The organism is Bradyrhizobium sp. SHOUNA76 (genome assembly GCF_023006445.1).
In the GTDB taxonomy this organism is placed as follows: Bacteria; Pseudomonadota; Alphaproteobacteria; order Rhizobiales; family Xanthobacteraceae; genus Bradyrhizobium.
Genome location: NZ_JALBHA010000051.1, coordinates 1 through 23,428 on the forward strand (window position 1 = coordinate 1; position 23,428 = coordinate 23,428).

Sequence of the window (23,428 nt, forward strand, 5' to 3'; positions counted from 1 at the left end):
CCGACGGCACCACCGCGCTATCCGGCACCGCGACATTGGTCGGCACCACCGCGTCCACCACGTTCGGGGCCGCGCCCGCCGATGGCGACACGCTGACCGTGAACGGCAAGACCATCACCTTCCGCACCGGCGCCGCTCCGAGCACGCAGCCGACCGGCTGGGGTCTCGACGCCAGCGGACACATCGCCACCGACGGCAATGGCAATTCGATCGTCTATGAGGGAACGGCGGCTGCGCCCGGGGCGACCATCAACGACGTACTCACTGCCATCGACCTCGCCAGCGGCGTCAAGACCGCCACGATCAGCGCGAGCGCGGCCACCATCGCGGTCAGCGGTTCGGCCGGACCCGTCGGCACGCTTCAGACCGCATCGTCCATCTCGGGCGGCGGCCTGGTCACGCTGAAGAGCTCGACTGGCTCCGATCTGAGCGTGACGGGCAAGGCCGACTTCCTCAACAAGCTCGGTCTGACCGCGGCGACCGGCGCAGGCAATGCGAGCGTGACCGCGGCCCGATCGACCACCGCCGGCTCGCTGGGCACTCTCGTTCAGGACGGCTCAACCCTGAACATCGACGGTCATACCATCACCTTCAAGAACGCGCAGACGCCGCAATCTGCGGCGAGCGTGGCCACCGGGTATGGCGTCAGCGGCAACATCGTCACCGACGGCAACGGCAACTCGACCGTCTACATCCAGAGCGCGACGCTGACCGACCTGCTCAACGCGGTCGATCTTGCCACCGGCGTCAAGACCGCGAGCCTCTTCAACGGCGCGGCGACCTTGACGCCCACCGCGGGTCAGATCCCGTCGTCGGTCAACAGCAGCGGCCAGCTTGCGCTCTCAACCGGCATCAATGCCGACCTGTCGATCACTGGCACCGGCAATGCACTCAGCGCATTCGGCCTCAGCGGCAACACGGGAACGGCGACCGCCTTCACCGCGGCGCGCACCTCCGGTGTTGGCGGTGTCAGCGGCAAGACCCTGACCTTCTCGTCCTTCAACGGCGGTACGCCGGTGAACGTCACCTTCGGCGACGGCACCAACGGCACCGTCAAGACGCTCGATCAGCTCAATGTGCAGCTGCAGGCGAACCACCTGACGGCGACGATCGACGCCAACGGCGTGCTGACGGTGACCACCGTCAACGAATACGCGTCCTCGACCCTCGGTTCGACTGCCGCGGGCGGCGCGGTCGGTGGTACGCTCACCGGCGTGCTCGCCTTTACCACCGCACAGCCCCCGGTTCAGGACCCCGTCGCGCAGACGGCGCGTTCGAGCCTGGTCAGCCAGTTCAACAACATCCTGGCGCAGATCGACACGACGTCGCAGGACTCGTCCTTCAACGGCATCAACCTGCTCAACGGCGACACGCTGAAGCTGGTTTTCAACGAGACCGGCAGCTCGACGCTCGGCATCAACGGCGTCGTGTTCAACGCGGCGGGTCTCGGTCTCAGCAATCTCGTTCCCGGCACGGACTTCATCGACAACGGCGCCACCAACAAGGTGCTGGCCAGCCTGAATGCCGCCTCGAGCAGGTTGCGCTCGGAAGGCTCCTCGCTCGGTTCGAACCTCTCGATCGTGCAGGTGCGTCAGGACTTCTCCAAGAACCTGATCAACGTGCTGCAGACCGGCTCGTCCAACCTGACGCTCGCCGACACCAACGAGGAAGCGGCGAACAGCCAGGCACTGTCGACCCGCCAGTCGATCGCGGTCTCCGCGCTGTCGCTGGCGAACCAGTCGCAGCAGAGCGTGCTGCAGCTGCTCCGCTAATTTCTCAGCGCAAGATCGCCACACGATATATCGCGGCGGGGCTAACGCTCCGCCGTTCTTTTGAGGGAGATCGCTAAGACAAGATTAGCTGAGATCAGCACGCATCGCGCGAAGCGCGTTTACATCGTGCGTGCGTGGATCTAGCGTTGCGCTGACGAAGAGCTCCGCGACCCGTAATTATCCGGAGTGCTTCCAAGCACACACGTAAGCAAATCTTAAGCGGTGCTGCCTAGGGTTGGGAAAGAAATCCTTAAGCGCTTACAACGCGCTAGGTAACCTCCAGGGTGTGATTGATGTCGAATTCCGCTGCCTCGGCTTATGCGCGTGTTGCAACCACCACCGCATCTCCTCGCGACATCGAGGCGCAGACCCTGCTCAAGGCCGCGAACAAGCTCCAGGACGCCGTGAACAACGCCGATCCGCTCAGCGAGCAGACCATGCAGGCCCTGATGTTCAACCGCAAGCTCTGGACCATCTTCTTGAGCGAGGCGATGCGCGACAACAATCCGCAGCCGATCGACGTGCGGCAGAAGATCGCCAACATCAGCGTGTTCGTGCTGAGCCAGACCGCCGCGCTTCAAATGAGCCCGCAGTTCGATCACTTCCGTCCGCTGATCGAGATCAATCGCAACATCGCTGCTGGTCTGTCCGGACGCCCGTGACGGGCAGGTGCTGATCACGGCTTGTCGTTTTGCTTCGGCAATACGACTTTCGCGCCGACCGGTGCCGGTCAGGCGCGGAGCAAGAACGTCGATCCCGCAATCTCGATCGTGATCGTCAGGCGCTGACGTCCGTGCTGAGCGGCCGCGAGGGCTCGGACTTCATATCCAATGCATGGAAATAGGCTCGCCGGCGCAGCATCGCTTCGTCGGGGAACTGGTTGACCACTGCGTCGGTCCTGTCGTTGACGACCTGAAAGACGAAGGACGCGGCGGCCTGGTCGAACACGACCTGGCGCGAGACGTTCTCGCGGTTCGGCAGATCATTGCGCACGGGCGCGCTCGTATCCGCCGCGGCGACCGTCTGGCTCACCGGAAGATCAGTTTGCACGGCCTCGTTCGCCGCCACGTTGGACGTCGCTACGATCTGCACGGGGGCCGGGATCCCCACCGGCCTGATGCTGAAATCTGTACTCATGGCAGCCTCCTGGTTGCCTTACGTGAGTCAAATCCCAACCCCTCTCATAACGCAACCATGGAACACCAGGACTGAAGACCCGGTAAGGAAACGTACCTAACCGCGCGACGATATCGTCGCGCGGTTTTTCGTAAAATCGTCTCTAGTTTTCGTGTGCGCTCAGAGCGAGCGGCTGACCGCGAGCGGGGTGATGTGGCGCGGACCTGGTGCCGCGCGACGGCCCGCGGCCGTATAGGTGTTCGGCACGTTGCGCTTCTGGATCTCGGCATTGACGCCGCGCACGACGCTTTCGGAGACCGCGTGCGCGGTCGCGAGCACGGTGAGATTGACCTGGAGCATGGCGCGGAACGCGTCGTGGTGGCGATGCAGCGTCGAAAGCAGCTCCGGCGCGGATTTCGCGAGTTGAGGCTGGTTCGCCTTCAACTGGCTGACGGCGCCGACGTAGTTTCGCGACAGCTCCTGCTTCTTGCTCTCGAGCATCATTGCCTCGCGGACCTTGCCGGCGCGAACGAGCTCGGTCTCGCGCTCGATAAGTCCGAGCAGGGCGCTCATCGCATCCATCAGGTCCTCGGCGAGCTTGCGCGCCCCGGCGCCGCCCGGCGCGGTGTTCGGACGCTGGGCTTGCATCGGCTGACGTGAGGCGTTGAACTGGTTCATCTCGTTTGACCTTATGCCGTGCGGATCGTTTTCGCCTGCTGCAGGATGAGGGTGCGGTAGACTTCGGTGGCGACGCCGACGCCGCCGGCCTTGGCGAAGTTCTTGGAATATTGCTCGGTCAGCATCGAGCGCCACACGCCGGTGCCGGGCGTGTCGCCGAACGGGCCTTCGCCCTTCAGGCCCGAGGTCATCTGCGAGAACATGCTGTTGAGAAACATCGCCTCGAAGTCGGTGGCGGTCTTCTGCGCCCTGGCCTGCTGCTTCGGCGGGACCTTTTGCAGGGCGCTCGCCAGCTCGAAGTCCGGCCTGCCGTTGCGGCTTTCCACCGAAAAGGACGAGGAGGTGGCGAGGCGCGAGGTGTTGATCGTGCCGCTCTGCATCACATCACCTCGATGTCGGCTTCGATCGCGCCAGCCGCCTTGATCGCCTGGAGAATGCTGATCATGTCGCGCGGGCCGATGCCGAGGCCGTTGAGGCCGTCGACGAGCTGCTGGAGCGAGACGCCGTCCTTGACGAGTGCGAGCTTCTTGCCGTCCTCGGTGACGGTGACACTGCTGCGCGGCGCGACCACGGTACGGCCGCGCGACAACGGGTTGGGCTGGCTCACCTGCGGGCTCTCGGAGATGGTGACGGTGAGGTTGCCCTGCGCCACCGCGACGGTGGCGACGCGCACGTCGCGGCCCATCACGATGATGCCGCTGCGCTCGTCGATGATGATCTTGGCGGCGAGATCGGGATCGACCTGGAGCTGCTCGATCTCGGTGAGAAAGGCGACGACGTTGCCCTTGAACTCCGGCGGGATCGAAAGCTGCACCGTGGAGGGGTCGATCGGCTCGGCGGTCTTGACGCCGAGATAGTCGTTGACCGCGGCCGCGATCCGCTTGGCCGTGGTGAAATCGGCATTGCGCAGCGCCAGGCGCACATTCGGCAGCCGGTTGAGCGCGAACTCGATCTCGCGCTCGATGATGGCGCCGTTGGCGATGCGTCCCACGGTCGGAACGCCGCGCACGATCTTGGCCGCTTCGCCCTCGGCCTGGAAGCCGGAGATTGCGAGCGAGCCCTGCGCCACTGCGTAGACGTTGCCGTCGGCGCCGAGCAGGGGGGTGACGAGCAGGGTGCCGCCCTGGAGGTTCTTGGCATCGCCGAGCGCCGAGACGGTGACGTCCATGCGCGTGCCCTGGGTGGCGAAGGCCGGCAGATTGCCGGTGACCATCACGGCGGCGACGTTGCCGGTGCGGATGGTGGCGCCGCGGATGTTGACGCCCATTCGCTCGAGCATCGCCTGCAGCGACTGCTTGGTGAAGGGGATGTTGTTGAGGGTGTCGCCGGTGCCGTTGAGGCCGACGACGAGGCCGTAGCCGATGAGCTGGTTCTGCCGCACGCCCTCGATGTTGGCGAGATCCTTGATGCGCGAGGTCGCAGCCGCCGGCGCGACCGACAGCGCCAGCGCCGACAGCGCCGCGCAGGCCACCCCAACAATCCTCACCCAACGAACGCCTGGCATCTCTGCTCCCCAAGCCTCCTGAAAAGGCCCCTCAAATCGGAAAGACCTGCACGACACTCCCATGACGAGCTGGTCCGGCGCTGTCCTTGCCAGTGCTGTGCCAACCGGGGCAGCGAGGGTAGGTGGCTGAATAGGTTGAATAAATCTGTTTCGACCAATGTCAGCGGTCATTCGCCCTGAGGAGCGAAACTGCCGCCCGTCGGCAGATTTTGCCGGGCTGTTTACGCCCCGTTAACCATAAGGCGGCGAAGGTGAGGGCATCGATCACCCGGATTCCCTCCGATGCGCATCTACGGACCGAACGGCACCACGCTTGGAGCGCCGGCCAGCCAGGCCAGGCGAACGGGCTCCGGCACCTTCGTGCTGCCCGACGCCTCGTCGGCACAGGAGACGCGGAGCGCAGCCGCACCGAAGGCCGCCGCCAACATCGACGGGCTGCTGGCCCTGCAAGGTGTCGAGGAGGATCCGGTCGAGCGCCGCAAGCGCTCGGTGGCCCGCGGCAGGACCGCGCTCGACGTGCTCGACGATCTCAAGATGGGTCTGTTGTCCGGCAATCTCGATGCCTCGACCGTGATGCGGCTGCGGGATGCTGCGGCGAACCTGAAATCGTCCTCGGGCGATCCCGGTCTCGATTCCCTGCTCTCCGAGATCGAGCTGCGCGTCGAGGTCGAACTCGCCAAGGCCGGGCAGGCTTAAGAGTCATCCGTCACCCTGAGGCGCCGGAGCGAAGCGGAGGCCTCGAAGGGCGGGCCCGGCTGATGCATCTCGGCCGTACATCCTTCGAGGCTCCCTGCGCGTTGCTGCGCACCGCGCCGCTCGCACCTCAGGATGACGGGACTGCTAAATTAGTGGATCTTCGTTGCACCCATTACGCCGCTTCCTCCTTCTGCTGCGTGTCGTAGCGGCGCTGGGCGGCGAGAACGTCTTTCAGATTCTGCTCGGCCCAATCGCGCAGCGGATCGACCGCGCTGGCGAGCGTCAGTCCGAGCTGCGTGATCGAATATTGCACCGTGACAGGCACGGTCGCGATGGCATGACGCTTGATCAGCCCGTCGCGTTCGAGCGATTTGAGAACCTGGCTCAACATCTTCTGCGAAATGCCTTCGATCGTGCGGCGCAACTGATTGAAGCGCATCGCCTCCTCGCGCAACAGCAGGAGGATCAGCACCGCCCATTTGTCGCCGACGCGATCCAGAATCTGGCGGGTAGGGCAGTTCGCTGCATAGACGTCGGGTTTCATGGTCGGGCCTAGGAATCCGTTCTCGTCGCTTACGGTACGCATGGGGTTACCCTCGTGTAATCAGGTAAGCACAAAGTGCTCTCTTAACACCAGCATTCTTTTCGTTATCTAGTCTCCATTAGTTACCATTGTAGCAAAGGAGCCTTCCAATGAAAATCGCAGTCGCCGGCGCTTCGGGCCGGGCCGGGTCGGAGATCACCAAGGAACTGTCGCGCCGCGGCCACGCGGTCACGGCCATCGCCCGGAACCCGGAGAAGATCGCAGCCCTGCCGAACGTTACGCCGACCAAGGGAGACGTGCTCGACCAGGCGGGCCTTGCCAAGCTGTGGGCCGGGCACGACGTCGCCGTGAGTTCCGTGCACTTCCTGACCAGCGACGCGCTCAAGCTGATCGGCGCGGCGAAGGACGCCAAGGTCGGTCGCTACCTCGTCGTCGGCGGCGCCGGCAGCCTCGAGGTGGCGCCCGGCGTGAAGCTGGTCACCACTCCCAATTTTCCGGCCCAATACAAGGCCGAAGCGGAAGCAGGCTCGGCCTTCCTCGACCTGTTGCGGCAGGAAAAGGAGCTGAACTGGACCTTCATTTCGCCGTCTGCGCTGTTCGTCGAGGGGGAACGCACCGGCAAGTTCCGGCTCGGCACCGATCAGCTTCTCGCAGATGCGAACGGCAAGAGCTGGATCAGCTTCGCTGACTACGCCATTGCGCTTGCCGACGAGATCGAGCGCCCGGCCCATCTGAGGCAGCGCTTCACGGTCGGCTACTAGGCCTTCGGCCGCCCCCGGTCCCTCCAGGATAAACCTTCCTGTGCAAGGGCTTGGGGGCGCCGATCGGGCGGTGAGGGAAACATTGTCTGTCACAGGAGGCCGCTATATAACGCCCCGCTCAACGGACATCGTTTCCGTTGCGAGTCGTTGCTTAGACAGATAGGCCGCCCTTGGAAAAGTTGAAAAACTACCGACCGACCGAAAAAGAGCCTTTCATGAACGACCGGCAGAAGGAGTACTTCCGTTTGAAGCTCCTTGCCTGGAAGGATGAGATCCTCAAAGAGTCCAAGCTCACCCTGCAAGCCTTGCAGGAGGAGAACGTGAACCACCCCGATCTCGCCGATCGGGCATCGTCCGAAACCGACCGTGCCATCGAACTCCGTGCCCGCGACCGCCAGCGCAAGTTGATCGCCAAGATCGACGCCGCGCTCCAGCGTATCGAGGACAACACCTACGGCTATTGCGAGGACACCGGCGAGCCGATCTCGTTGAAGCGGCTCGAGGCCCGGCCCATCGCGACGCTCTCGGTGGAGGCGCAGGAGCGCCACGAGAAACGCGAGAAGGTCTATCGCGACGAATAGAGTCCGAGCCGCAGAGATGCGGCTCTTTGTTTTTGGACGCAAGGCGCCGTTTCGCGTCGTGATCAGCATTTTGCCTGTCGCTTGCAGACGGGTGCCTCGGCGCGCGAGCGCAAGCGCGAAAAGTGAATCGCGATCAACGGGCTAGACTCGATTCCTCCGAGCTCACGTGAGTTCGGATGAGAAACAGCCTTCACTTCAGGTGCGGGAGATTTTGCGAGTCGCTTCAACGAGATCGACTCGGGAGTTGAAGCGCTGATCCAGCTGCATGAAGCATCGCTGCAATCATGCCTTTTGCGCTGTTTGCGGGACCTGCGAGGCGCCTGCCTCCATAGAGCCTCCACCAGCTCAATATTTCCTTAAACGCGGGCGAGGCACCGTAATCCCCGGCCGGGCGCGCTTGTCAGGCCGGAGCGGGGATGCTGAAGTACGGCCTGCGACTGCGTAGCGTGGGAGGCGGCGCCGATGGACAAGATTCTCGAAGCCGCAAAGGCGATCGCGCTGGCGCGCCGCAACCATGCGCCGCTCGCGGTGCTGGAACGTCCGCCCATTGATGAAGCCGAGGGCTATCAGGTCCAGCGCACGCTGCACGACCTGCTGCTTCCGCATGCCGGGCCGCTGGTCGGCTACAAGATCGGCTGCACCAGCCAGGTGATGCAGGACTATATCGGCATCCCGCATCCCTGCGCCGGCGGCGTGTTCCAGAAGGGCGTGCATGACAGCGGCGCCAGGCTTGCCGCCTCCAAATATGTCCGGGTCGGTGTCGAATGCGAGATCGCGGTTCGCCTGAAGCGCGACCTCGCCGCCGGCGAGGCGCCGTTCACGGCCGAATGGGTCGGCGAGGCGGTCGAGGCCTATCATCCCGCGATAGAGATCGTCGACGACCGCTACGTGAAGTGGGAGACGATGGGCGCGCCGACGCTGATCGCGGACGATTTTTTCGCGGCCGGCTGCGTGCTGGCCCCGGCGGTTCCGCGCTCGTCGGTTCCGGACCTGAAGGCTGTCAAGGGCCGCGCCATCCTCAACGGCGAGGAGGTCAGCCACGGCACCGGCGCCGACGTGCTCGGCCACCCCCACAACGCGCTGGCCTGGCTCGCCAACCATCTCGCCGCCGAAGGCAAGGGTCTTCACGCGGGACAGCTCGTGCTCACCGGCAGCCTGGTCAAGACGCTGTGGCTGAAGGCCGGCGACAAGGTGCGGATGGAACTGGAGGGCTTGGGGGCGGTGGAGGCGGAGTTTACGTGAGGGGCGGGGCGCTTCGGCGCTCTCGCAATGACGGAGGTTGGCGCGGCGTTTGAGAGCGTCAACTGGCGGGCTTTGCAGCCGCGACGCCAAAATACATGCGGCCCTCGCCAGGGGAGCTAGCGAGGGCCGCGTCGTACACCGTCGTTCGCGCCTAGGTTCGCGAACACGATGTGGGAGCTCGGGAGAAGCTTAGAAGGGCAGCAGCACATCCATGACTTGCTGGCCGTAGCGCGGCTGCTGCACGTCCATGATCTGGCCGCGGCCGCCATAGGCGATGCGGGCCTGCGCGATCTTGGTGGAATCGATGGTGTTGTCGCTCTGGATGTCTTCGGGACGGACGATGCCGGCGACGATGAGCTCGCGGATCTCGTAGTTGACGCGGATCTCCTGCTTGCCTTCGACCACGAGGTTGCCGTTCGGCAGGACTTGCGTGACCACGGCGGCGACGTTGGTCTGCAACGCCTCCTGGCGGTTGACCGAGCCCTTGCCGTCGCTGGACGCGGTGGAGTCGGCGGTGAGGATGCGGCCGGGCAGCACCTTCTGCGCCTGGGCGCCCAGCGTCTTCGCGCCGATGAAGTCGGTGATGCCTGAGTCTTCCGAATTGGTGCGGCTGCGCTGGGTTTCGTTGGAGAGGTTGGCCTTGTCGGTGATGTTCACGGTCACGGTCAGGAGGTCGCCGACCTGGCGGGCACGCTGGTCCTTGAAGAAGGCGCGGCTGCCGTTGCGCCACAGCGAGTTCGGATTGTAGGAGGCGACTTCCGGCTTCGGCATCGGCATCTGCACCGGCTTGTAGCCCGGCTGCGCCGTCGGATTGTCGATCGCCGACAGCTTCGGCTGCTCGCCGATCTGCGACAGACGGTCGATCGAGGAGCAGCCGCCCAGCGCGCAAGAGGCCAGCAGCAGGGTAGAGATCGCGATGCGACGAAGGCGGGAAGCCGAACTGAACGAGGACATGACTTACTCTGACTTGGCTGGAGCTTGCGAGGCGCGAACTTGCGGAATCTGTGCTTGTGCGACTTGAGCCGGCGAGGCAGGAGCCTGGACCAGGCTCCGGACGATGGCTGCAGTGTCGATGGGAGCGGGCGCTTCGCGCTGGAGCGAGGAGGTCTGCTCGACCGCGGGCGCCATCGGTGCGGACTGGCTCGCACCCTGGATCGTCACCTGGCCGCGGCCGGTGACGACACCGGTCAGCGTGCGCTTGGATTGCAGGTTGATCACGCTGACGGTGTCGCCCTCGGCGCCGCTCTCGATCGCCTTGCCGCGCGTGGTGAGATAGACGCCGGGCACCTGGTAGATGATGGTGACGGCCTGATCGCGCACCACGAAGTCGGGTTTGACGATGTCGGCGGCACGGAGCGGCGTGCCGGCCCGCATCGGCCGGCGCAACTGCATGCCGACGCTGCGTTCGCGCGAGGCGGGCTCGCCGGTAACCTCGGCCTTCGGCCGGCGCTCCAGCGAGACGTCGGAGGACTTCAGGAGATCGGTACGGTCGATGTCGCGCGTCAGCACGGCCACTTCCACCGTCTCGATCGCGGTGCCGGTGAAGCGGAGCTTGGTCGGGGCCGGATTGTTGTCGTTGGCAATCTCGAAGGCGATGTCGAAACGGCCGCTGCGGGCGTCATAGCGGGTCGCGACCGGCTGCAGCGCGCCGCTGTTGGAGGCGTCCAGGCGCATCTCGGCGACGCCGCGGTCGAACGTGATGGTGATGTTGGCGGCATCCCCGAGGCCGAAGCGGCGTTCGAGCGCCGCAGAGACCGCGGTTTCGAGGTCCTTGCTCGCGAGCGTGCGGGCGAGGCGGGTGACCTGGACTTCCTTGATGTCGCCGGTCATCACGCCGATCACCTGCTTGGCACGGAGCACCGACAGCACCTGGGCGACTGGCAGCGCGCCGGTGGTGCCGAGATCGGGCGAGCGATAGACCGGGATCAGCGCGGCCGATCCGGCATTGTCGATGAGATCGCCGACCCGCACCACGTCCGAGGTCACGGTGACGCTCGCGCGCAGCGTCGGCGAGGCGATGAAATCGTCGGCGGCCGCTGCCGGCAGGGCCAGCGCGAGAAGGACGGAGATCGTGGCGAGGGTGGCGCGGATCATCGTCATCACCTCAGCGGAACAGCGCCGTGGTCGATTGCATCATCTGGTCGGCGGCGCTGATCACCTTGGCGTTCATCTCGTAAGCGCGCTGGGCGGCGATGAGGTCGCTCATCTCCGAGACGACGTCGACATTGGCCTGCTCGAGGCTGCCTTGCGAGATCTTGCCGTAACCTTCGGCCGTGGCCGTGCCGTCCTGGGGCGGACCGGAGGAGGGCGTCTCGGTGAACTGATTGCTGCCGACGGGCTGCAGGCCCGCCTTGTTGATGAAGCGGGTCAGGCCGATCTGGCCCTGGATGGTCGAGGTCGAGGAGCCCGGCAGCGTCACCGAGACCTGGCCCTGCTCATTGACGGACAGGCCCGATGCGTTGTTCGGAATCGTGATGGTCGGCTGCACCGGGTTGCCCTGCGCGGTGACGATGCGGCCCTGATTGTCCATCTGGAAGGTGCCGTCGCGGGTGTACTGGTAGGTGCCGTCGGGCATCAGGATCTTGAAGAAGCCGTCGCCGGAGACCGCGAGGTCGAGATCGTTGCCGGTCTGCGACAGCGTGCCCTGCGTCATGCTGCGCGGCGTACCGACGGTCTTGACGCCGCCGCCGATGTCGACGCCGACGGGCAGGATGGTGCCCTGGTCCGAGGCCTGCGCGCCGACGCGGCGCACGTGCTCGTAGATCAGGTCCTGGAACGCCGCGGTCTGCTTCTTGAAGCCGGTGGTGCGCAGGTTGGCGATGTTGTTGGAGATCACCTGAACGTTGAGTTCCTGTGCCGCCATTCCGGTCGCTGCGGTGTGAAGCGCCTGCATGTCAGTTCTCCCTCAATCAGGCCGGAACGTCGGCGAGCTTCTCGATCGCCGATTTGTGGAGGTCACTCTGCTGCTGGAGCAGGTTGGCGATGGCGGTGTAGCTGCGCATGACTTCGACCATGCGGGTCATCTCGCCGACCGAGTTCACGTTCGATTTCTCGACATAGCCCTGGCGCACGCTGGACTTGGCGTCGGTCTGCTGGGTGGCGGAGCCGGCGGCATAGAGATTGGCGCCGAGCTTGGTCAGCTTGGTCGGGTCGTCGAACGAGGCCATGCGGATCTTGCCGCGGATCGAGTCGGTCTTGGCGGTGCCCTCGAGCACCGTGATGGTGCCGTCGGGGGCGACGTTGATGTCGTGGTCGGTCGGCTGGAAGGTGATCGGGCCGCCGGTGCCGAGCACCAGATTGCCGTCCGAGGTGACGAGCTGGCCGGTGCTGTTGAGCGAGAATTTGCCGTCGCGGGTGAAGAGCTCGCCGCCATTGGCCTGCACCGCGAAATAGGCGTTGCCGTCGATCGCCATGTCGAGCGGGTTGCTGGTCGGCTCCATCGGCCCCTGGCCGATGTCGCGGTAGGTGCCGCGGTCCTGCACATAGGAGACACGGCGGTCCGCGCCGATGAAATTGTCTTCACGCGCGTTCGAGTTGAGAAACTCCTCGAACAGCGAATGGTCGGCCTTGAAGCCGTTGGTGTTGGCATTGGCGACGTTGTTGGCGATGACATCCATCTGCCGTTCCAACGTCATCTGCCGTGACAGGCCGATCAGAAGCGCGTTCTGCATCGGAAATCTCCCCTGAGTGGATCTGCCATTTCGCTCTCCCAAGCGCCTTGGCGGACCCCGTGAACGAGACCGTCAGGTTCTCCCAAACCGTTCGGTCTCGGCCCTCTCTCAGCGAAAGCTGTGCCAAGTCAGAAAATTGCGTTATTTCAGTGACTTGCCCGTTTTTGATGGGCGCGTGAGGGCGGCAGAAAGGTTCTGTTAGCCATGTCTGCCCGGCAGATTTTTCCTAGTGAAAGCCCAATCGAAAGATTCCGTTAACCATTATTACCGTAGCGTTTGCCGTGAAGAGGAGCGCACTTCGCCGGGCATTTGTATCGCGTCACTGTCTCAAGGCTTCGCTCTTTCGACCCCTTTTAGAGATCCGGGCGCGGCGACCATGGCAGAGAATGAAGCGGAAGGCGGCGCAGCCAGTGAGGGCGCGGAAGCCGCTCCGAAGAACAAGCTGAAGCTCATCATCATGGCCGTCGGCCTGCTCGCCGTCCTCGGCGGCGGTGCTGCGACCTGGTTCTTCTTCTTCCGGCACGGCGACAACGAGCATCATGCCGAGGCCGCGCCGCCGCCGAAGCCGCCGTCCTTCGTCGACGTCCCCGACATCATGGTCAACCTCGCCGGCGCGCCGGGCGAGCGGGTGCAATATCTGCGGCTGAAGATCGTGCTGGAACTGAAGGAAGAGAAACAGATCGAGGCGATCAAGCCGACGATGCCGCGCGTCACCGACATCTTCCAGACCTATGTGCGCGAGCTGCGCCCCTCCGATCTCAACGGGTCCGCCGGCATCTTCCGCCTCAAGGAGGAGCTGACCAAGCGCGTCAACGCGGCGGTCGCCCCGGTCCAGGTCAGCGCGGTGCTGTTCAAGGAAGTCGTGATCCAGTGAGCACGCTGCGGAAGGCAATGGGCTAGCGGCATGGCCGGCAACGAGCAAATGGACCAGGATGCGATTGCCGCCCAATGGGAGGCGTCGCTCGATTCCGAGGATCCCGCGGAGGCCGCGAAGGCTGCCGCCGAGAACGAGCTGTCGGAGACCATGGCCCTGCAATGGGCGGCCATGGTCGAGGACGGCAGCCGCGATCTCGGCAGCGGCAAGAACTCCGGCGAGCGGGTGCTGTCGCAGGAGGAGATCGACAATCTCCTCGGCTTCACCGTCGGCGACGTCACGCTAGACGACCATTCCGGCATTCGCGCCATCATCGATTCGGCGATGGTCTCCTACGAGCGTCTGCCGATGCTCGAAATCGTCTTCGACCGCCTGGTGCGGTTGATGACGACAAGCTTGCGCAATTTCACCTCCGACAACGTCGAAGTCTCGCTCGACCGCATCACCTCGGTGCGCTTCGGCGACTACATGAACTCGATCCCGCTGCCCGCGGTCCTCACCGTCTTCAAGGCCGAGGAGTGGGAAAACTTCGGCATGGCGACGGTCGATTCCAACCTGATCTATTCGATGATCGACGTGCTGCTCGGCGGCCGCCGCGGCACCAGCCAGCTCCGTATCGAGGGCCGGCCCTACACCACGATCGAGACCGAGCTGGTCAAGCGGCTGGTCGAGGTGGTGCTGGCCGACGCCGAACAGGCGTTCCGGCCGCTGTCGCCGGTGACCTTCACGATCGACCGGCTCGAGACCAATCCGCGCTTCGCCGCGATCAGCCGTCCCGCCAATGCCGCGATCCTGGTGCGCCTGCGCATCGACATGGAAGACCGCGGCGGCAACATCGAGCTGCTGCTGCCTTATGCGACCATCGAGCCGATCCGGGGCGTCCTGCTCCAGATGTTCATGGGCGAAAAGTTCGGCCGCGACCCGGTCTGGGAAGGCCATTTCGCCACCGAGATCGTGCAGGCCGAGATCGCCGTCGATGCCGTGCTCTACGAGGCCGACATCCCGCTCAAGCAGCTGATGCGGCTCAAGGTCGGCGACACGCTGCCGCTGGACATGCGCGCCGACGCCAACGTCACCGTGCGGTGCGGCGACGTCACACTGACCGAGGGGCGGATGGGCCGGGTCGGCGACCGCGTCGCGATCCGCGTGACGAAACCCTTGCGCAAGCCAAGTACGACACTTGCGATGTTCGAGAAGGTGGACGAGCAGAACAAGATGATGGAGGCCCCATGAACCACTCCCTGGGAATGGCGATCGAGACGCTTGTGGCTATCCTGCTGATGCTGACGATCGTCTACTGCGTCATGCTCAACAAGCGGCTGACGCGGCTGAAGGCGGACGAGCATTCGCTGAAGGCGGTGATCGGCGAGCTGATCACCGCGACCGAGATCGCCGAGCGTGCGATCGGCGGGCTGAAGCTGGCCGTGCGCGACGTCAACGAGAACCTCGGCAGCCAGCTCGCCGCGGCGACGCAGATGTCGGACCAGCTCTACAAGCAGCTCGGCGAAGCCGACAACGTAGTGCGGCGGCTGTCCAAGATCGCGATCGCCGCGCGCCCCATGACCAGTCCGGAAACGGTTGCCGCGCCCGCGGCCAAGCCATCGACGGCGAAGGCGGTAGCGGCGGCAGCCGAAGCCTTCTCCGAGCGCCGACGATCCAACGGCCTTGCCGCATGAAGTCAGGGTATGAAGTCCTTTCGTAACATCCGCGTCATCCCGGTCGTCCTGGTCGCCGTCGCAGGCCTCGCCACGCTGAAGGTCGCGGGCCTCGTGATCAATGGCGGCTACGTGTTCGACTACAAGCCGAACCAGGCCAAGAAATCCTGGGCGCAGGAGAATCTGAACTTCCCGACCGGCCGCGAGGACCCGGAGATCATCACCGGCTCGACCCATGGTGCGCCGAAGGAGGCGCCCAAGCCCGCCGCGCCCGAGACCAAGCCCGAAGGCACCGTGGTCAAGGTGGACGAAGCCCAGCCGCAGGTCTCGGCCTCCGAGCGCGCGATCCTCGAACGGTTGCAGGCGCGCCGCCAGGAGATCGAGGCCCGCCAGCGCGAGATCGACATCCGCGAGAGCCTGCTCAAATCGGCCGAGAAGCGTATCGAAGGCAAGGTCGAGGAGATGAAGGCGGTGGAAACCCGCATCTCCGCGACGCAGGCCGAGCAGAAAGCCGCCGAAGCCCAGCGCATGAAGGGCCTCGTCACCATGTACGAGGGCATGAAGCCCAAGGACGCCGCGCGGGTGTTCGACCGGCTGGAGATGGGCGTGCTGATCGAGATCGCCTCGGCCATCGCGCCGCGAAAGATGTCGGATATTATGGGGCTGATGTCGCCGGAAGCCGCCGAGAAGCTGACGGTCGAGATGGCCCGCCGGGCCAATGGCGGCGGCGATCAGTCCGCCTCGGCCGGAGATCTGCCCAAGATCGACGGCAAGCCGACGCAAAAGCCGAATTGAGCGCTCAAGGCGAAGCGTGCTTTGGCAACCTGCGGTGTCGCGCGGTCGTTCGGCTGAAGCGCAGCCGGACACCCCTGCGTGCCTAGTTCGCGAACGCCTGTTGCACCTTGCGAACAGGCGGACGCAACTGCTTCTCCACCCGAGGAAGAGAATCGAGCTGCTGCTTGTTCGCCACGGCCTTTGTGGCCCGAGTCACGAGCTGCAGCCTGCTATGGCAACAGGAGCATTCATATACTTTCAGGGCATATCCTCTGGCGATCGGAATGATCTCGACGACCGCTCTTGCCCTGCTACACACAATGCAACCGGCTTCTCCGCTCATTGACGACCCCCAAAGCCAATTAATCGGTTCGCATCGCCGAGATCACATCTGATTCAGAGTCGCGTGCGAAGCGCAACGCCTCGAAGGTTGTGGGCACGCACGCTCGGCAACTCGTCAAGGCGGCACGTTGCGGGTGCAGCTGCGGGAGCCGGCATCTTCTGAGACTGCGGTGAGTTGACGCGCGCGTGTGTGAAGTGGCGGACAGTGGCACTCAAGGCGCCGTCGTAAGCTTCGGCCATTCGCAGTCAGCAGCGCAGGAGGAGGAGGCCATGAACTACTCGTCCGCAGCAGAACGCGTAATCGAGGCCGTCAACCGGCTCCTCCTAGCGGCGATGACTTCCGCCTGGACGTCCGCGCTAAACCATCAGCATGCAGCGCCGCCCGAGGGCGACGACGGCAACGATGATGAATCTTCTCTCGATCAAGAGAATTCCTCAGCGCCGGACGGCGCCGGCAATCAACACTGAAGACGCCATCGCCTTGCGGGCGTCACACGATCAGATCGTGCAACACATGGCCTTGAACTGTACCTGCTCCGTAAGCTGGATCAACGTCAGGCGGGGATGTCTCAGGCATGGATGCCAGCTCGTGGAATGCTCCAGCGTGGTCGTGATGACCGGCGACGTCTGAGACATGATCCAACACCGCGCTGTGCTGTGAACCCTGCGAAGCGTCATCCTTGAACCGGAACGAGTCGCCGAGCTGCTGCGGATTGGCGGGCTTTGACGCGGACGCTCCATGGGGCGAGCCGTGCTGCTCTGCCGCGTTGCCTGAGAGCGAGGAGTGGGCGCCAGGGGCCGATGACTGCAGAAGGTCGGGGTTGAGCGTCGTCTCTGCCGCGTGATCGCCGGTATGACCAGCCGCCTGTGCGGCGTTTGCCGGGTGCGAGACGCCGTGATTCCCGGCATCGCTCCCCAGCGCAAGCCCGCGCCCGGCGTGCGGTTCGGCGGCGTCATGATCAAAATTCAGCGCGGCGACAGCGATGGCAGGCATCTGGCCGCTTCCGGAAATCGCGCCATGTTTGCCAGCCGTCGTGTCTGTGTCGAGCATGTGGTTGAAGACAAAACTGATCTCCGTCGGTGCGGCCGTGTGCTGCAAGATCGCAGGCAGTCCGCTGGCTGAGGGAGCTGCCGCGTCACTGCTGGTCGTTTCGGTCGCGCGCGTTTGCACCTCGTCTGAACCGGCGATGCTGGAATATTCGGTCCATTCCCAGCCCCAATTCAGGCTGGAGGTCGCCTCGCTTGATTGGATTGCGGAACTCCCATCGGCGAGGGGCGTGCCATCGCCGCTTCCGGAATCGGACGAGACCTCGGAAGTGCTCGCTACCACGGCGGTCGCGTCACTCTGCGCGGTTGCGGTGAGATCCAGCAGTTCGCTGGCAGCCGCCATCACAGGTGCCGCCGGCGGCGCCAGGATGAAGTCCGACGCGTCGATGGTTGCAATCCCCTGCAAATGGATTTCGAGCAGACCGGAATCGCCGACGTGAAGGGTCTGGTCCGTTGCATTGACGTACACGATGGTTTCATTTGCCGTGCTGTCATAGAGCCAGGCGATCGTATGTGCCGGCACGGCCGTGCTAGTTGAGCTCAAGGCCAAGATGGCGAACCCAAGCGCACCAAGAGCGGTCAAGTCGATCTTGTCGGCCCCCGAGGCGAAGTCGGTGACGGTGTCGAACTGGCCCGCATTGGAATCGGCCACGAACAAATAGGCGAAGTGGTCGTTCCCATTGCTGCCGGTGAGTCGGTCCGCACCAAATCCGCCGGTTATGGTGTCGCCGCCGTTGTTGCCGTTGATCGTATCGTTGCCCGAGCCGCCGTAGATGACGTCATCGCCGTCGTTGCCTTTGATCGTGTCATTACCGGAGCCGCCATAGAGAACGTCCGCTTTGCCGGTACCATTGACGGTATCGCTGCTGGCGCCCGCGTAGATGATCTGACCTGTATCGCCGCCGCCCGCGATGGTTTCGCTCCCCGGCGTCCCATACACGTTGGGTGGATCGGAGATCACGACGGATCCGGTGGCCAGGTTATCAAAATCGTTGGGGTCTGCGTCACTAGCGCCATGGATGGCGATGGTCACCGACTGGGTCGTGCCATCGATGGCAGTTACCGTGAAAGTGTCGGTCAGCGTGTCGCCGACCTCGAGCGCCTGAACCACGCTATTGTTGTTGTCGAGGGTGTAAGTCCACACGCCGGCGGCCGTCATGGTGAAGGTGCCGTATCCGTCGTCGCTCGACGTAGGCGAAGAGACCGCGGTGAAAGTGTTCGGCGCGTTGTCGACGTCCGTGTCGATGAGCGTGCCGGTCTCGACGGGAGCGCCGGGTGAGAAAGTTCCTGCCTCGGTCACTGAGCCGGTCGTTGTACCGAAAATAAGGGCCGCGTCGTTGGCGCCGTGGATGGTGATCGTCACCACCTGCGGCGTGCCGTCGACGGCTGTCACAGTGAAACTGTCGATAAGTGTGCCGCCGACATTGAGCGACTGCACCGCGCCGTTGGCGTTGTCGAGCGTGTAGGTCCACACGCCGGCGGCGGTTATTGTGAAGGTACCATAGCCACTCGTGCTGGCCTTGGGCGAACTCACGGTTGTGAAGGTATTGGATGCGTTGTCGACGTCGGTGGCAACGAGCGTGCCTGTTGCGCTCGGCGTGCCGGGTGTCGCGTTGGTGACGCCTCCGGCCTCGGTCACCGAGCCGGCCGTTGTCCCGGAAATGACAGCGGCATCGTTGCTGCCATGGATGGTGATCGTGACCACTTGGGCAGTTCCATCCAGCGTGGTCACCGTGAACGTATCGGTCAGCGTCTCGCCGGAATTGAGAGCCTGCACCGCAGCGTTGGCATTGTCGAGCGTGTAGGTCCACACGCCCGCTGCCGTCATGGTGAAGGTGCCGTAGCCAGCGGCGCTCGCCGTTGGCGAGCCGACCGCCGTGAAAGCATTTGCGGGGGTGTCGACGTCGGCATCGGTGAGCGTACCACTCGCGGTGGCGGTGCCGGGGTTTGCATTGGCGATGCCGCCAGCCTCGATCACTGCGCCAGTCGTCTCACCGGAGATGATCGCCGCGTCACTGGTGCCGTGGATGGTGATCGTCACCACCTGGGCGGTGCCTCCGATCGTGGTTACCGTAAAGCTGTCGGTCAGCGTCTCGCCCGCATTGAGCGCCTGCACAGCCAATTTGGCGTTGTCTAAAGTGTAGGTCCACACCCCGCCGGCCGTCATCGTGAAGGTGCCGTAGCCACCGGCGCTCGCTGTTGGCGAGCTCACCGCGGTGAACGTATTGGGCGGATCGTCGACGTCGGTGTCGGTGAGGGTGCCGGTCGCAATCGGCGTGCCGGGCGTTCCATTGGCGATGCCACCGGCCTCGACAGTCGAGCCGATCGTGGTGCCGGAGATGATTGCCGCGTCATTGACACCGTTAATGGTGATCGTGAAGGTCTGATTGACAGAGGTGAATCCATCGGAGACCGTGATAACGAAGCCATCGGTCGTGGGCGCCTTCAGCGCGTTGATAGCGACGTCGTCGGGCACGAACGTATAGGCGCCGCTCGTGCTGTTGACGTAGAGTATTCCGTAGGGGCTTGTCTTCGACAGATCGTACGTCACTCCACCCAGGACCGTATTGCCGGCGCTCGCCCCGATGACGCCGAAGGTCAGCTGGTCGCTGCTGTTGGTGCTACTGGCACTGAAAGTTCCTGTCGCCGCAGTGAATGTGTCAAACACCACCGTGTCGAGTTCAGCTGGCCCGGCTCCGGTGCTGAGCGTCGGCGGTAGACGTCCTAGAGGCTCGAGGATGACGAATGGCAACACAGTCGGCAAAGTCCGCAGCTCCGGCGCGTCAGGCGGAACGAAGTTGATCGGCTGCAGCGGCTGGGATTTGACAAAGGGTGGTGTGCCCGATCCATGTGGCCCTTGGTCTGCGAGATTGGCGAGCACATCCTGCTGAGCGGCGCGCAATTCGTCCATGCGAGCGGCCGTGTTCGCGACCTGGTTGACGCTGATGGTGGATCCCACCTTCTTGAGGACGATTGTCTCGCCGGGATCTTCAACGATGATGTGTCGTGGGATCCGCTCCTTGGTCACGAGCTCAAATGCACCGTGCGCAAGGTCCTTGTAGGTGATGGAGTCGTCATCCAGGAATGTGACATCAGGATCCGCAGCTTCGGCATTTTGCGCGGCCGAGAAAGTCAGTGCTGCAAGTGTCAGCATCCCGAAGCCGCCGGCGTGGCCCCGGGCGCGGATGCCTGCAATGGGTGTATTCACCTGGAGTGATCCGGTTTCTGCCAGCCGGCCTGGTACGAAACTGAAGCTTCCTCGAGCCACGTCGAACAGGGCTCTCGGTGACATGCCTTCGGCGTCGAAGACGAATTCGTTCAGCACGACGTGAGTGCCGCAGGCGATGTTGAACAAAGTACCGTCGATGAAGCGAAGTGTGATCTGTCCGTCGGCATCGGTCTCGATCACGTCAGCCCGGTGGACAGGCGCGCCAGCCACCGCCTGTGTGGCGACGCCGCTCGCTGGTGTGAGCGTACCGCAACCGATCACTTTATGGATATGGCCAATGATTTGGACGGACAGGGCCATGGCGGCCCCGCTACCAACCTGGATGTCGGACGCGACTGACATGGTTCAACCTCGCCTGGGTGATCGATTCAGGCTCGGCGTGCTGCCATGGTCTTGCTCGGGGCGCCCTCGCCAAGGGACGAAAATATCCTAGGCGCTGGCAGCCCAAAGGCGTGCCCGCCGAAATAATCAAGTTTGCCTTTGAGAGAGACGTTTCGCAGGGACAGCCAGACTGACTGCCATTTCCGCTCCGCCCTCCCGCCAATGTGATTAAATTAAAAAACGAGACGCATTCAAATTTGTAGCATTTATCTGGCGCAGGCCTTAATTAAGCCGGTCGAGAAAATTAAACAACAATTATATTTAATGCAGCTGCGCTTCGCGGCTCGAACGATGGCCGCCGATAGCGACAAGATCTTCTCAGAAAGGGGGGATCATGCGCAGACCTACGATAGCCGCTTTGGCGACCGGCTTTGTTTTGGCGATTGCCAATTTCTTGCCGAGTGCGGCTCGAGCGCAAATCGATTCCGCCAAGCCCGCCGTCGCTACCCCGGCTTCGAAACCGATTGGGAAGGTGGTGGCGGCAACAGGCTCGGTCACGATCGAACATGCGGGCGCAGTGGTCGTTCAAGCGAATGTCTCGAGTGAGCCCGCCCGGACCAAGACGGGTGATTCCGTCTATCTCGGTGATGTGGTGCTGACCGGGGCCGACGGCAAAGTCGGCATCAACTTTACCGACGGCAGCTCGTTCAATCTATCGAGCAACGCTCGCATGGTGTTGGATCATTATGTGTATGAGCCGGACGGCAAGTCCAATGCGACCCTGTTCAATCTCGCCAAGGGAACGTTCACTTTTGTTGCGGGCAGTGTCGCCAGGACTGGTGACATGAAGGTCGATACTCCCGTCGCCACGCTGGGGATCCGAGGCACGACGCCGCATATCGAGATTTCGGATGATGGGTCAGCCAGATTTTCGACCCTGATTGAAGAGGGCAACAGCAAGCTCCTGAAGAAGCCGCCGGCAGTCGCTGCGCCGAAGCCCGATCGAAGCGCCAATCGCAGACTCAATATCTGTCGCGGATGCTGAGAAGTTGACCTGAAGCCGCCATGCCGGCGGCCGATACTGGGATTAACGCTTCGTCACTCTCGGAGTTCGGCGCCTGGTGCGTAAATGACCGCAAGAGCCAGTGTCATCAAGGCAGTGATTCTCATTCTGATTGTTGTGCTGTCCGGTTCGTCGGGCTTCGCGCAGAAGCCAAAGAAGGGCGGCGCACTCAAGAATGTTGAACTGTGTAACGGCTCAGATCGGGTGTTGCCCGAAGCTCGGATCGATGGCTGCACGGCGTTTATCGATGCGGGCGAGGGGACTGCGAACGGCTTCGCCGTCGCCCACAACAACAGAGGCAATGCCTATAGCGCCAAAACCGACTACGAACGCGCGATCAAGGACTTCGCTGAAGCGACCAGGCTCAATCCAAATTATGCCAAAGCCTTCAACAATCTTGGCGTGGCTTATCTGAGGAAAGGCGCGCACGACCTCGCCCTTGGCGCTTTTGAGGAGGCACTCAGGCTGAATCCAAACTATGGCGCTGCGTTTGCCAACCGTGCGGCAGCCTACCTGAAGAGCAATGCGTACGAGCGTGCAGCGCAGGACTATGATGAGGCAATTCGTCTTGATCCGAATCTGGAAGCGGTGTGGAGCGGGCGCTGTTGGGCCCGAGCCGTCCTCGGCGCTTTGCAGGCTGCGCTGGACGACTGCGACAGGGCGCTTCGATCGGAAACAAACGCCGCGACGTATGATTCGCGAGCTCTGATCAATCTGAAAATGGGGCAACTCTCCGCGGCTATCGATGACTACAATTCAGCGCTGCGATTCGCGCCCAAACTTGCGAGCGCGCTCTACGGTCGCGGGGTTGCCAAACTCAGGCTCGGCGACAAAGGTGGCGGCGATAGCGATATTTCGGCGGCAAGAAGAATCGACGCTGGAATCCGCGAGGATTTTGCTCGCTATGGCGTGCCGTCGAACGATTGACCAATCGCGACAGCGCCGTCGTGCAGGTGTTAACAACTTCTTAACCGCCTGCCTCTCAAATCCAAACTTGACCGATCCGCCCACGCTCGATCCGGCACGGCGTGCTGTCCCAGAGCAAATCAAGATATAGCATTAACAAGTCCTTAATTGGCGAGTCCTACAGTCGACGGCACCGGCCGGCGCCATTGCCGGCGTGGATTGTCGGACCGGAAGAAATGCCGCCAATGGCGCGAGAGGCTGCCGATGGATTGTGGTCGCGAGCCCGCGCAATGACGCCGGGGCTGTCGCGTCATGTCCGAAAGGCTGGCGTGCTGGCGGTCTGCCTACTGATCGGCCTCGGTGTGCCCGCCCGGGCGGCCGATTCTGTAAGAGGCGAGGCGACCTTTTCGGCCGGCGGCGGCTTTGCCCGCCTCGTCATCAAGCTCGGCGAGGACGTTCCCTCCGAGGTGACGACTGCGGGCTCCATCCTCATCATCCGCTTCGACCGGCCCGTCGACGTCCCCGTCGACCGCGTTCCGGAAGGCGCGCCCGATTACGTCAACTCGGCGCGCCGCGATCCTGACGGCGGCGCCATCCGCCTGTCGCTGGCGCGGCGCGTCACCGTCAACACCATGAACGCCGGCGAGCGCAC

The 23,428-nt window shown here is 63.6% G+C and carries 23 protein-coding genes and 1 pseudogene; 14 read left to right on the top strand and 10 right to left on the bottom strand.

Features of this window, described 5'->3' with window-relative positions:
* Positions 1-1,772 (top strand): DUF1522 domain-containing protein (locus MOV74_RS09430; RefSeq protein WP_246920620.1); only part of this gene is annotated, 1,772 nt, incomplete at its 5' end.
* 293 nt (positions 1,773-2,065) lie between these two features.
* Positions 2,066-2,434 (top strand): flagellar biosynthesis regulator FlaF, encoded by a 369-nt coding sequence (flaF, locus tag MOV74_RS09435; RefSeq protein ID WP_008554779.1) that lies wholly within the window; start codon positions 2,066-2,068, stop codon positions 2,432-2,434.
* 115 nt (positions 2,435-2,549) lie between these two features.
* Here the strand turns inward: flaF and MOV74_RS09440 are convergent, their stop codons facing one another.
* From MOV74_RS09440 to MOV74_RS09455, 4 genes are all read right to left on the bottom strand, one after another.
* Positions 2,550-2,909 (bottom strand): hypothetical protein, encoded by a 360-nt coding sequence (locus tag MOV74_RS09440; RefSeq protein ID WP_246920622.1) that lies wholly within the window; start codon positions 2,907-2,909, stop codon positions 2,550-2,552.
* A 159-nt stretch (positions 2,910-3,068) separates the two neighbouring features.
* A complete protein-coding gene (locus MOV74_RS09445) occupies positions 3,069-3,566 on the bottom strand; it encodes a hypothetical protein (protein ID WP_246920623.1) in 498 nt (165 codons plus the stop codon).
* A gap of 11 nt (positions 3,567-3,577) precedes the next feature.
* Complete coding sequence (gene flgJ, locus MOV74_RS09450) at positions 3,578-3,946, bottom strand: flagellar assembly peptidoglycan hydrolase FlgJ (RefSeq protein ID WP_246920626.1); 369 nt, start codon at positions 3,944-3,946, stop codon at positions 3,578-3,580.
* Entirely contained in the window at positions 3,946-5,070 is a 1,125-nt protein-coding gene (locus MOV74_RS09455; protein WP_246920635.1) for a flagellar basal body P-ring protein FlgI, read from the bottom strand. The genes flgJ and MOV74_RS09455 overlap by 1 nt, the downstream gene beginning before the upstream one ends.
* A gap of 282 nt (positions 5,071-5,352) precedes the next feature.
* On the opposite strand from MOV74_RS09455, the gene MOV74_RS09460 reads away from it, so the two are divergent.
* A complete protein-coding gene (locus MOV74_RS09460; protein WP_246920638.1) occupies positions 5,353-5,766 on the top strand; it encodes a flagellar assembly protein FliX in 414 nt (137 codons plus the stop codon).
* A 172-nt stretch (positions 5,767-5,938) separates the two neighbouring features.
* Here the strand turns inward: MOV74_RS09460 and MOV74_RS09465 are convergent, their stop codons facing one another.
* Positions 5,939-6,310: a helix-turn-helix domain-containing protein gene (locus MOV74_RS09465; protein ID WP_246920706.1), complete on the bottom strand. Its 372-nt coding sequence runs from the start codon at positions 6,308-6,310 to the stop codon at positions 5,939-5,941.
* 149 nt (positions 6,311-6,459) lie between these two features.
* Here MOV74_RS09465 and MOV74_RS09470 point away from each other — a divergent pair, with 149 nt between their 5' ends.
* The 3 genes from MOV74_RS09470 (at position 6,460) to MOV74_RS09480 (ending at position 8,894) form a co-directional block, all read left to right on the top strand.
* On the top strand, positions 6,460-7,071 hold the full coding sequence (locus MOV74_RS09470) for an NAD(P)-dependent oxidoreductase (RefSeq protein ID WP_246920641.1): 612 nt from the start codon (positions 6,460-6,462) through the stop codon (positions 7,069-7,071).
* Between the two features lie 215 nt (positions 7,072-7,286).
* Complete coding sequence (gene dksA, locus MOV74_RS09475; RefSeq protein WP_008554760.1) at positions 7,287-7,652, top strand: RNA polymerase-binding protein DksA; 366 nt, start codon at positions 7,287-7,289, stop codon at positions 7,650-7,652.
* A gap of 462 nt (positions 7,653-8,114) precedes the next feature.
* The gene (locus tag MOV74_RS09480) at positions 8,115-8,894 is read left to right on the top strand and encodes a 2-keto-4-pentenoate hydratase (RefSeq protein WP_246920644.1); all 780 of its coding nucleotides are present in this window, start codon (positions 8,115-8,117) and stop codon (positions 8,892-8,894) included.
* A gap of 189 nt (positions 8,895-9,083) precedes the next feature.
* On the opposite strand, the gene flgH is transcribed toward MOV74_RS09480, so the two are convergent.
* The 4 genes from flgH to flgF are packed head-to-tail and all read right to left on the bottom strand — an operon-like array spanning position 9,084 to position 12,565.
* A complete protein-coding gene (gene flgH / locus MOV74_RS09485) occupies positions 9,084-9,848 on the bottom strand; it encodes a flagellar basal body L-ring protein FlgH (RefSeq protein ID WP_246920646.1) in 765 nt (254 codons plus the stop codon).
* A 3-nt stretch (positions 9,849-9,851) separates the two neighbouring features.
* The gene (flgA, locus tag MOV74_RS09490) at positions 9,852-10,988 is read right to left on the bottom strand and encodes a flagellar basal body P-ring formation chaperone FlgA (protein ID WP_246920648.1); all 1,137 of its coding nucleotides are present in this window, start codon (positions 10,986-10,988) and stop codon (positions 9,852-9,854) included.
* A 10-nt stretch (positions 10,989-10,998) separates the two neighbouring features.
* Positions 10,999-11,787 carry a flagellar basal-body rod protein FlgG gene (gene flgG / locus MOV74_RS09495; protein WP_246920650.1) on the bottom strand — a complete coding sequence of 263 codons (789 nt, stop codon included), beginning with the start codon at positions 11,785-11,787 and terminating at the stop codon, positions 10,999-11,001.
* Between the two features lie 16 nt (positions 11,788-11,803).
* Positions 11,804-12,565 (bottom strand): flagellar basal-body rod protein FlgF, encoded by a 762-nt coding sequence (gene flgF / locus MOV74_RS09500; protein ID WP_246920665.1) that lies wholly within the window; start codon positions 12,563-12,565, stop codon positions 11,804-11,806.
* A gap of 376 nt (positions 12,566-12,941) precedes the next feature.
* Between flgF and fliL the strand changes: the two genes are divergently transcribed.
* The 5 genes from fliL to MOV74_RS09525 all read left to right on the top strand — a co-directional run bounded on the left by fliL (position 12,942) and on the right by MOV74_RS09525 (position 16,678).
* Positions 12,942-13,439, top strand: coding sequence for a flagellar basal body-associated protein FliL (fliL, locus tag MOV74_RS09505; protein WP_246920667.1), 498 nt, complete (start codon positions 12,942-12,944; stop codon positions 13,437-13,439).
* A gap of 30 nt (positions 13,440-13,469) precedes the next feature.
* On the top strand, positions 13,470-14,672 hold the full coding sequence (gene fliM, locus MOV74_RS09510) for a flagellar motor switch protein FliM (RefSeq protein WP_018321852.1): 1,203 nt from the start codon (positions 13,470-13,472) through the stop codon (positions 14,670-14,672).
* Positions 14,669-15,115: a DUF6468 domain-containing protein gene (locus MOV74_RS09515; RefSeq protein WP_212081757.1), complete on the top strand. Its 447-nt coding sequence runs from the start codon at positions 14,669-14,671 to the stop codon at positions 15,113-15,115. Before fliM ends, MOV74_RS09515 begins: the two co-directional genes overlap by 4 nt.
* Positions 15,116-15,124: 9 nt before the next feature.
* Complete coding sequence (locus MOV74_RS09520; RefSeq protein WP_246920670.1) at positions 15,125-15,889, top strand: MotE family protein; 765 nt, start codon at positions 15,125-15,127, stop codon at positions 15,887-15,889.
* A gap of 591 nt (positions 15,890-16,480) precedes the next feature.
* Positions 16,481-16,678 (top strand): hypothetical protein, encoded by a 198-nt coding sequence (locus tag MOV74_RS09525; RefSeq protein ID WP_246920673.1) that lies wholly within the window; start codon positions 16,481-16,483, stop codon positions 16,676-16,678.
* Positions 16,679-16,700: 22 nt separating this feature from the next.
* Here MOV74_RS09525 and MOV74_RS09530 read toward each other — a convergent pair whose 3' ends face one another.
* Entirely contained in the window at positions 16,701-20,828 is a 4,128-nt protein-coding gene (locus MOV74_RS09530) for a VCBS domain-containing protein (RefSeq protein ID WP_246920689.1), read from the bottom strand.
* 397 nt (positions 20,829-21,225) lie between these two features.
* On the opposite strand from MOV74_RS09530, the gene MOV74_RS09535 reads away from it, so the two are divergent.
* The 3 genes and pseudogenes from MOV74_RS09535 to MOV74_RS09545 all read left to right on the top strand — a co-directional run.
* Positions 21,226-21,852 (top strand): FecR domain-containing protein, encoded by a 627-nt coding sequence (locus MOV74_RS09535; protein ID WP_309486789.1) that lies wholly within the window; start codon positions 21,226-21,228, stop codon positions 21,850-21,852.
* A gap of 84 nt (positions 21,853-21,936) precedes the next feature.
* Positions 21,937-22,797, top strand: a complete 861-nt coding sequence (locus MOV74_RS09540) for a tetratricopeptide repeat protein (protein WP_246920703.1) — start codon at positions 21,937-21,939, stop codon at positions 22,795-22,797.
* A gap of 224 nt (positions 22,798-23,021) precedes the next feature.
* Positions 23,022-23,428 (top strand): annotated as a pseudogene (locus MOV74_RS09545) (tetratricopeptide repeat protein); the annotation flags it as partial.